General features: G+C 52.5%; 5 protein-coding genes and 1 pseudogene. All 6 read right to left on the minus strand.

What is annotated here, in order from left to right; translation table 11 throughout:
* Nucleotides 1-72 precede the first annotated feature (72 nt).
* Complete coding sequence (locus tag J4E70_RS18045; RefSeq protein WP_246531851.1) at nucleotides 73-921, minus strand: transporter; 849 nt, start codon at nucleotides 919-921, stop codon at nucleotides 73-75.
* Between the two features lie 95 nt (nucleotides 922-1,016).
* Nucleotides 1,017-1,787, minus strand: a complete 771-nt coding sequence (locus tag J4E70_RS18050) for a hypothetical protein (RefSeq protein ID WP_213891143.1) — start codon at nucleotides 1,785-1,787, stop codon at nucleotides 1,017-1,019.
* Nucleotides 1,788-1,880: 93 nt separating this feature from the next.
* Nucleotides 1,881-3,434, minus strand: coding sequence for an arylsulfatase (locus tag J4E70_RS18055; RefSeq protein ID WP_377608317.1), 1,554 nt, complete (start codon nucleotides 3,432-3,434; stop codon nucleotides 1,881-1,883).
* Nucleotides 3,435-3,491: 57 nt separating this feature from the next.
* Nucleotides 3,492-4,451, minus strand: coding sequence for a formylglycine-generating enzyme family protein (locus J4E70_RS18060; RefSeq protein ID WP_246531853.1), 960 nt, complete (start codon nucleotides 4,449-4,451; stop codon nucleotides 3,492-3,494).
* 900 nt (nucleotides 4,452-5,351) lie between these two features.
* Complete coding sequence (locus tag J4E70_RS18065; RefSeq protein ID WP_213891145.1) at nucleotides 5,352-6,590, minus strand: class I SAM-dependent methyltransferase; 1,239 nt, start codon at nucleotides 6,588-6,590, stop codon at nucleotides 5,352-5,354.
* 817 nt (nucleotides 6,591-7,407) lie between these two features.
* A pseudogene (locus tag J4E70_RS18075) lies at nucleotides 7,408-7,661 on the minus strand (DDE-type integrase/transposase/recombinase); the annotation flags it as partial.

Below are 7,661 nucleotides of genomic sequence, written 5' to 3' on the forward strand. Positions count from 1 at the left end.
ACATGACGTACTGCATTGAAATAAAAAAAAACGCTTTGAATCTCCGCGTCGGTTGATTCAGCAAGAATGGGATTACTTTGGGAACAGAAATGTCGCAATCAACCTTGCGCGCCATCCGTCAGCCTGACCGTTCGGGCTGGCCAACCAATAGCCTACGCCACCACCAATCGAGATCTTCTGACCATCTATGTCTATTAACTTGGTGGCAGAGACATTAAGCGGTGCGGACCATTGACTGGTGTTCCAGTCATAGGTCCCTTCAACGTTTATCCCATAGGTCCACAACTCAGGGGTTGTGTAGCTGGCAAACGGTTGAATGAATGTGGCGTCGATGCTGGCCGGACCCGAAACGTCCCAGATATGATTGGCGAGCATCCCGTAAGTCGATCGGCCTGATTGCTTCAGTACAACACCCGTCAGGCCCGCGCCCCAGGTGTCACCACTGAAGTTGGACCCGGATGGCAGCACGAATACGGGGCCAACACCCCATGTCACGCCGCTGCTTGACGGTTCGCTGGGCGAGAAGAAGAAACTTTGCACGATATCACCTATGGCGAAGCTATACCCCGTATTATTGAAATCGCGGTTATCAAACGGCACGATCGTGCGCGAAATCACATTCCAATTCTCGTTCAGTTTGAACGGGATCACCGGCTGAACATTCATCAAAAGCCGGGAGCCATTTCCTGCCGCGCCATAGCCACTGTCATAGTTCAGCTGGAAAGGAAGGCTGATCAAGGAGGCAATCGGGTTCGATAGCTTCCTTGCCAAAGCTGCGGCATCGTCAGATTGCGCCATGACAGGTACTGGGACACAAAGGCCGAAACAAAGGGCCACCACAACAAACCTGAGTGCGCCGCTCGTTCCGGACACTAGTCCCAGAGCGCTTCGAAAAACTGACGTCATTTCCCGGATACTCATTCCTCTACTCCTTTTTTTGCTGACAAGTTCGGTTTTCCGTCATGTCGTCTCACGATCCGTAGCTTTCAAAAGGTTCCAAGCGGAAGCAGCCCACCTCAGAACCGCGCGGTCAAAGCGAGGGTTGGTCCGCTCTGGACCATGTCGTAGCTGAATTGCGGCGAGGTATAGTCGACGCCAGTCGCGCGATAGCCTACTGAGACAGACCACTTAGGATTAATCTGATAATCAACGGCGCCCAACACATCCCAGCTCAGGTCGGACCCGCCGGCCCCCACCATCGCCCATGTCGTCACCGACCAGTCTGGAGAAAGAAAAAATCGGCCCTTTGCACCGATTGTGACATCCACCCAGTTCTCGGAATCTGATGCAGTGACAGGAGGTGGTGACAGTGCCACTGTGTTTTCGAGACGGAAGTATTTCAAGCCACCGATCAGGTCCACGTTGCCCCAGTCTGCCTCGGCTGCGCGGTAAGTGACTGCCGCCAATGCGAAGAAGGACTTCGTCTCAAACGAACCCGTGACGATGCCACCCGGCCCGGTCGCGCCTCCGCTGAGTTTGACATAGTTCAGCTCACCCAGGAAACCGAACCTGTCACGTCGGACATGGATCACGCCAGCAGCAGCAAAGTCCAGCGAGTTAAGAAGGTCGCTGAAATTCAGGTCGACATCTACGGTAGGCAGACCGAACAAACTTTCTGTTCCGTTCAAGCCCGATGCCCACAGATACCCGGTTACCGTGTAGGTAAGAGAGGGCTTCTCTGACGCTTTGTAAGTCGCTTCATCGGCCTTTGCGATCGCAGGTTGCACAACAGCGACGAATGCAAGCGCGAGCCGGAGTCCCTTTTTGGTCCAAGCACAGGTGTCCATCTTCCAATTTCCTCTGGTTCTCATTGCAGCTATGATTCAAACTAGCGAAACTTAGCGCCAGACCAAAAGATGGCCGGGCGCTAGTATCAGTAATTATTGCGAAGTATTTGACTGCAGCGACCTGAGGACTTGACTCAACGAGAATGAACCAGCCTCCTGACGCGGCGGAAACTCTTGGTAGGTCGCAAGATGCTGCGCAACATAGGCTTGTGCCGGGACTAGCAAATAGGCGCGATCCAGCCGCCAGCGAGGGTACCCGATGGCTTCGTGATCCGCCCGCTCATAGGGATCGGTGCGCAGATTGAACAGCTTGGGGAACCGGAGTTCGACCAGCGGCTCCTGCCAGACATCAAGCCCGTGGGCACGTTGCTCCTGGAAGACCAACTTCCAATGGTCAAAGCGCAGGTTTACCAACGAGCCGTCGTCGCTCCAGTAGAAAAACTCCCGGCGCGGCGATTCCTCAACCTCGCCGTTAAAATAGGGCATCAAATTATAGCCATCGAGATGGACTTTGTAGTCTCGCCCCATGGCGCTGTGACCTTCCAACAGCTTCTCTACGATATCCGGCTCTCCGGCGGCTGCCAGGATTGTTGGCAGCATATCTTCGTGCGAGAAAATGTCGTTATAAATGCTTCCGGGTTCAATCACACCGGGCCACTTGATCAGGGCTGGTACGCGAAAGCCGCCTTCCCAGTTCGAGTTCTTTTCGTTACGGAAAGGTGTCGTACCGCCATCAGGCCAAGAGAACATTTCAGCGCCATTGTCCGTCGAGTACATAATGATGGTATCGTCAGTGATGCCCAACTCGTCGACCTTGTCGAGAAGCTGGCCTACGTGTCCGTCATGCTCGACCATACCATCCACATAGACGCCCAAACCGGTCACACCCTGCGATGCTTCCTTAAGGTGCGTCCAGATGTGCATCCGGGTAGAGTTGAACCAAAGAAAGAAGGGCTTCTCCTGCGCAACAGCGCGATCCATGAAGTCAAGGGACCCGGCAAGAACTTCTTCGTCAATTGTCTCCATACGTTTGCGTGTCAGAGGTCCCGTGTCTTCGATCTGGCCGTCGGCACTGGACTTTATAACGCCGCGCGGACCATAATTCTCAAGGAACTCCGGGTTTTGAGGGTAGTCTTCGTTCTCCGGCTCTTCTTCAGCATTAAGGTGATAGAGATTACCGAAGAATTCGTCGAAACCGTGATTGGACGGCAGCATCTCGTCGAGATCGCCAAGATGGTTCTTGCCATATTGTCCAGTCATGTAACCGTGGTTTTTCAGCAGGCCCGCGACGGTCGGGTCAAGTATTGACATGCCTTCTTTCGCACCGGGCAAACCAACCTTCAACAAACCCGTCCGGAACGGGCTCTGCCCCGTGAGGAAGGCAGCGCGACCGGCTGTACAGGATTGCTGGCCGTACCAGTCGGTAAAGAGCGCACCTTCGTTCGCGATCCGGTCAATGTTCGGGGTCTGATACCCCATCCTGCCACGGTGGTAGCAGCTGGGATTGTCATAGCCAATATCATCTCCCCAGATGATCAGGATGTTCGGCTTCTTGCCACTACCTGCGGCAGGCGCTGTCTGAGCAGAAGCTTCAGTCGCGACGCTTGTGACGACCCCCGCAGCGGCAATTGCGGACACGCTTGACATCAGCATTTCTCGCCTGCTGATGCAGGTTTTTTCGAATTTTTCTTCGCTCATATTAATTTACTCCCTAGTTGATTTTTCTGTTCGTTTTATGCACCTAAATCCAATGTGGCTCATACCGCTGTCAATCATCTGTGCATGTCGTGCCGCAGGTCTGTACCGTCGACAATAGCTTGGCGCGCAAAGAAATGATCCACCCTTAACCACTTTTCTTGGAATTTTTATATGTGGCATCTGGGTGTCATGGCTGGCATTCATCGATGGCCCGCGCGGATTGTCGAGTGTGCAGCATGATTTTGTGTCTTTGTGAGGGTGGTGATTAACATACCAGTCGGTTGTCCATTGCCACACGTTTCCAGCCATGTCGTAAAGCCCAAAGCCATTCGGGGGATAGGAACCAACCGGGGCTGTTCGGGCCAGTTTCTTTTTGGCTTTGTTGCGCCACGGGAAATCTCCCTGCCAGGTTTTGGCCATGATCTTACCGCGCGGGGTGAGCTCGTCGCCCCAGACATAGGCCGCACCGTCCAGCCCTCCACGGGCCGCGGCTTCCCATTCCGCTTCCGTCGGCAACTCCTTGCCTGCCCATGCCGCATAAGCTTCAGCATCCTCATAAGCGACCTGCACAACCGGATGATCAAGGCGATCTTCGATCTCGCTACCCACCCCTTCCGGATGCCGCCAGCACGCCTCCGGCACATAGGACCACCAGTTTCCAATATTCCGAAGGTCAACCGGCCCTTTTGTCATGTGAAACACCAAGGACCCTGGCACCAAGAGCACAGGGTCTGCACCGGGGAAATCAGCAGGGTTCAAAGGCCGCTCCGCGATAGTTTTGTATCCGGTCGCATCGACAAATACGGCAAACTGTTCGTTGGTCACGGTGGTCGAATCGATCCAGAAACCGCTCACCTTAACCTTACGAACCGGTGCTTCATCTGCGTAATGCGCATCCGATCCCATGTTGAATTGCCCGGGGTTGACCCAAGTCATGTCTTTTTCGAGTATTCCAACTTTCGACAATTAAGAATACCTCCAAAATTGAGTTACGCATCGCAGCAAATTTTCCTTAGCATTTTGGCATAGTTTCTGAGCGGTGCAATTACCATCTTGCGCCATGCATCAATTTATTAGTGAATCAGTTTATAAGGAGCAAATTAGTCCTGTAAGATTCCGGCGTCTGTCCGGCCCAGCGTTTGAAGGCACGGGTGAAATGTGCGGGACACTGTAGCCAAGACGTTCGGATATCTCCCAAATGGGCCTCTGGTTATCCATCATTATGAGAACCTTCGTCATACACCATCTTTCTAGCAGTTCGGAGAACTATGTAACCTCTTTGCAAAGGCGTCAATGCAATCAAGGATATTCGGCGTGGGTGATATTTGGATAATATTGAAATAATTTTCCTATCAACGCGATACACGTCCCTCTCGGCCCGGACTTTCCGAAAACATACCTACTCCTGCATTTCCTTCGTCTGAGTATGCAGCTGAATCTAAAGGATAATAGCACCTTGCGCACCCTTCTTGCGGGTCAGAAATACGAAATCTGCAATGGAGATTAAATCATTCGAACCATTTCGAGCAAAAAGTTGTTTGGACCTTTGGATCAAGTAGGGTGATTACCCGATCAACCTCTGGACTTCCAAAACTTGGTTGCGGATTTTGACCAATTGAGCACCTTCAGTGTGGGCCAGATTCTTCTTTCAGGCGGATGATTAGCCTGACAGCACCCATGGGTCACCTTGGACCTATGATGCCTTCGTGTCGGTCATTTTGGCGGAGCCAGGAATCGCATCTGTGCGGGTCGGTCGACGTAAATACACTGTGGATGTCTCTCCCATGATTGCTTCTAATCTGGGTACTAAACCGTCATCCGGAGGGTCCGGCGAACCTCTCTCGGAAGCATTGTCCTGATCTTTTGTCAGGATCGGTCAAATATGATCTGATCCTGACGCCAAAGTAGTTCAAAGAAAGATCGGAGTTTTTCGGGTTGGCCGGATAATTGGTGGATTTCCTCTGTGGTGCGGATGCCATCGATCAGTTGATAAATCTTGTGCTGTTCGGAGGATATCGGCAGGAAGAGATCCACGAATGTGTGTGCTCTGTTAATCAGGACCGCTGCCGCGCCTTTGGGCAGGCGTTCGCGCAGGCAAATTGTTTCCGGTAAGCGCAGTGGTACATATTTCAACCAGGTGTCAGAATGAAAGTCGACGGTCTGGGGGTTAGGTGCGTTTGTGTCGTGGTACGCAATAATGCTATGAACAAACATGGTGCCGCGAAAAAGTTCCGTGGCTGCATATTGCTCCTGGACAGGCAATTTTCCCAAAAGATTGCAATGCGGGGACGCCGCAAACAGTCCGCAGTTCGGATCATATGGCGCCTGTTTTACCCATCGCCCGAATTTCAGATTTGCGCGGCTTAAAAAGTCGAAAACCTCGGGCACGGAATAGGCCCGGTCCTGAGGGTTTAAAAGCGCATCCGCAAGAGCGGCGTTATCCTTGAAGTCCAGGGCCTGAAAAAGCATTGGTGAAAGAGGGTGTTGTTTCGGCAGCAGACTCAGAGCTTCATTAAGCTTTTTGATATCGCTCCTGGACGTCCCCAGCCCGAGTTTTCGGCAATAGTCCTGAAGTAGGTAAATCCCGGTACGACCATAAGGAGCATAAAGCATCAATTGCATGGCGCCATTCGGCTTGAGCACTTTTTGCAATGCAGACAGTCCGGCGTCAGGGTCAGGAAGATGGTGCAATACGCCGGTGCAAATGATCTGGTCAGCCTTAAGGCCGAGGCCTTCAATGCGCTCGATCGGCAATTGATGAAGCGTCAGGTTTTCCAGATTGTATTTACGCTTTAACGCTTCGGTTTTCCGGATGCTGGTGGTGCTGACATCGACCCCGATCACATTGGCTTCCGGCCAGCGCATAGCATGCTTGGCCGCCTGAGACGTTCCGCAACCGGCAACCAGTATTGTTCGGTTCTTTTCCGGTTTCCCGTTGGGCCAGTAAAGATGGAGGTCCGCACGCCTTCTGTGCGGATCGCTCCAGATTTTCCGATAGTCTTCGAGTTTCTTTATTGGCGGCGGATATGGGTGCCTCTCGTAGAAATCCCGAACCTTCTGAGCAACGTCAAGATCATGGTCTTGATGCCGGTTTCCTTTTTTCATTGCCTGGAAGCCTCGATTTTCCCGTCGTTTCGCCGCGCCCTGAAAGATCACCCTTGCAGTTGATAATGGCTTTTGCAACGCAATTTCCATCGATGTTCAGAGTTTCACGGCTTTGTCAGAAAAACTAGCTTAAGGCGGGCAGAGTGGTTTTTTCTGACAAAACCTGTTCGATGGCCGAGCGGATTTTTGATCGACGTCCATTGACCCGCATCACTCATCCGACGGCGCTTCGATTGCCCGCGTTTCGGCGCCTCCTGCACAATCTATCTGCACCGCCCAGAACAGCCGTACAACTTGACGGTTCAGGAGGGGTGGACCGGGATTTGAGACTGTACCTTCCTGTCGATGAGCCGGAGATGATCAAATTCATCGACTTGATCCGCAGCATCACTCCCGAACGCCTTTGAATGAACTTGCCATAAAAGGGATACAGACTATGACCGTGAATAGATTTCGGAAACTTGGTTTCGCGACGGTTCTTGCCGCCTTTTCCCTGCCGACAGCCCTTGTCGCAGAGCCATTTGACTCGATCCCACCAATCGATTCCGGCGATTGAACGGCTAATCCCAAGGATCCTGAAATGAATGCCGCGGAATTTATCAGGGCCGAGTTCCTGCATTTCATGACTGGAATGGTGCAACGCGAGGGTATCAACAATTTCTATCACTTTTAGTCTCTTGCCCGGGCAGACGATAAATGGGTCGTAAGCCCCAATAATGATGTTATTTATTCCGCGGTAATCGTGAATACGCCAAAAGGTCTTACACTTACTGTGCCTGACACAGGAGACCGCTTCATTACCGCCGTCTGTCGTCAGGGATTTGCGATCTCGGCGCATCGTGACACAGGATTCCAGCACTGCGCCTTCGTAGTCCACGGCGCGCCAAAGGAAATGCCTCTCAACGTTGATCTTCACTAAATCTTCGTCCAAATGTCACTGCCCGTTTGAATGCGCGCGCATCCGCTCGACGCGTTTCCTGCGGATTTCGGCTGCAAATATCGCGCCAAATCTGTTCCACCAAAACCGCACAGTTTCGTGGCTGATCCCAATGCCACGCTCGTGCAGCAGAT

Origin of the sequence: Pseudohalocynthiibacter aestuariivivens (assembly GCF_018457175.1) — a bacterium.
GTDB lineage: Bacteria > Pseudomonadota > Alphaproteobacteria > Rhodobacterales > Rhodobacteraceae > Pseudohalocynthiibacter > Pseudohalocynthiibacter aestuariivivens.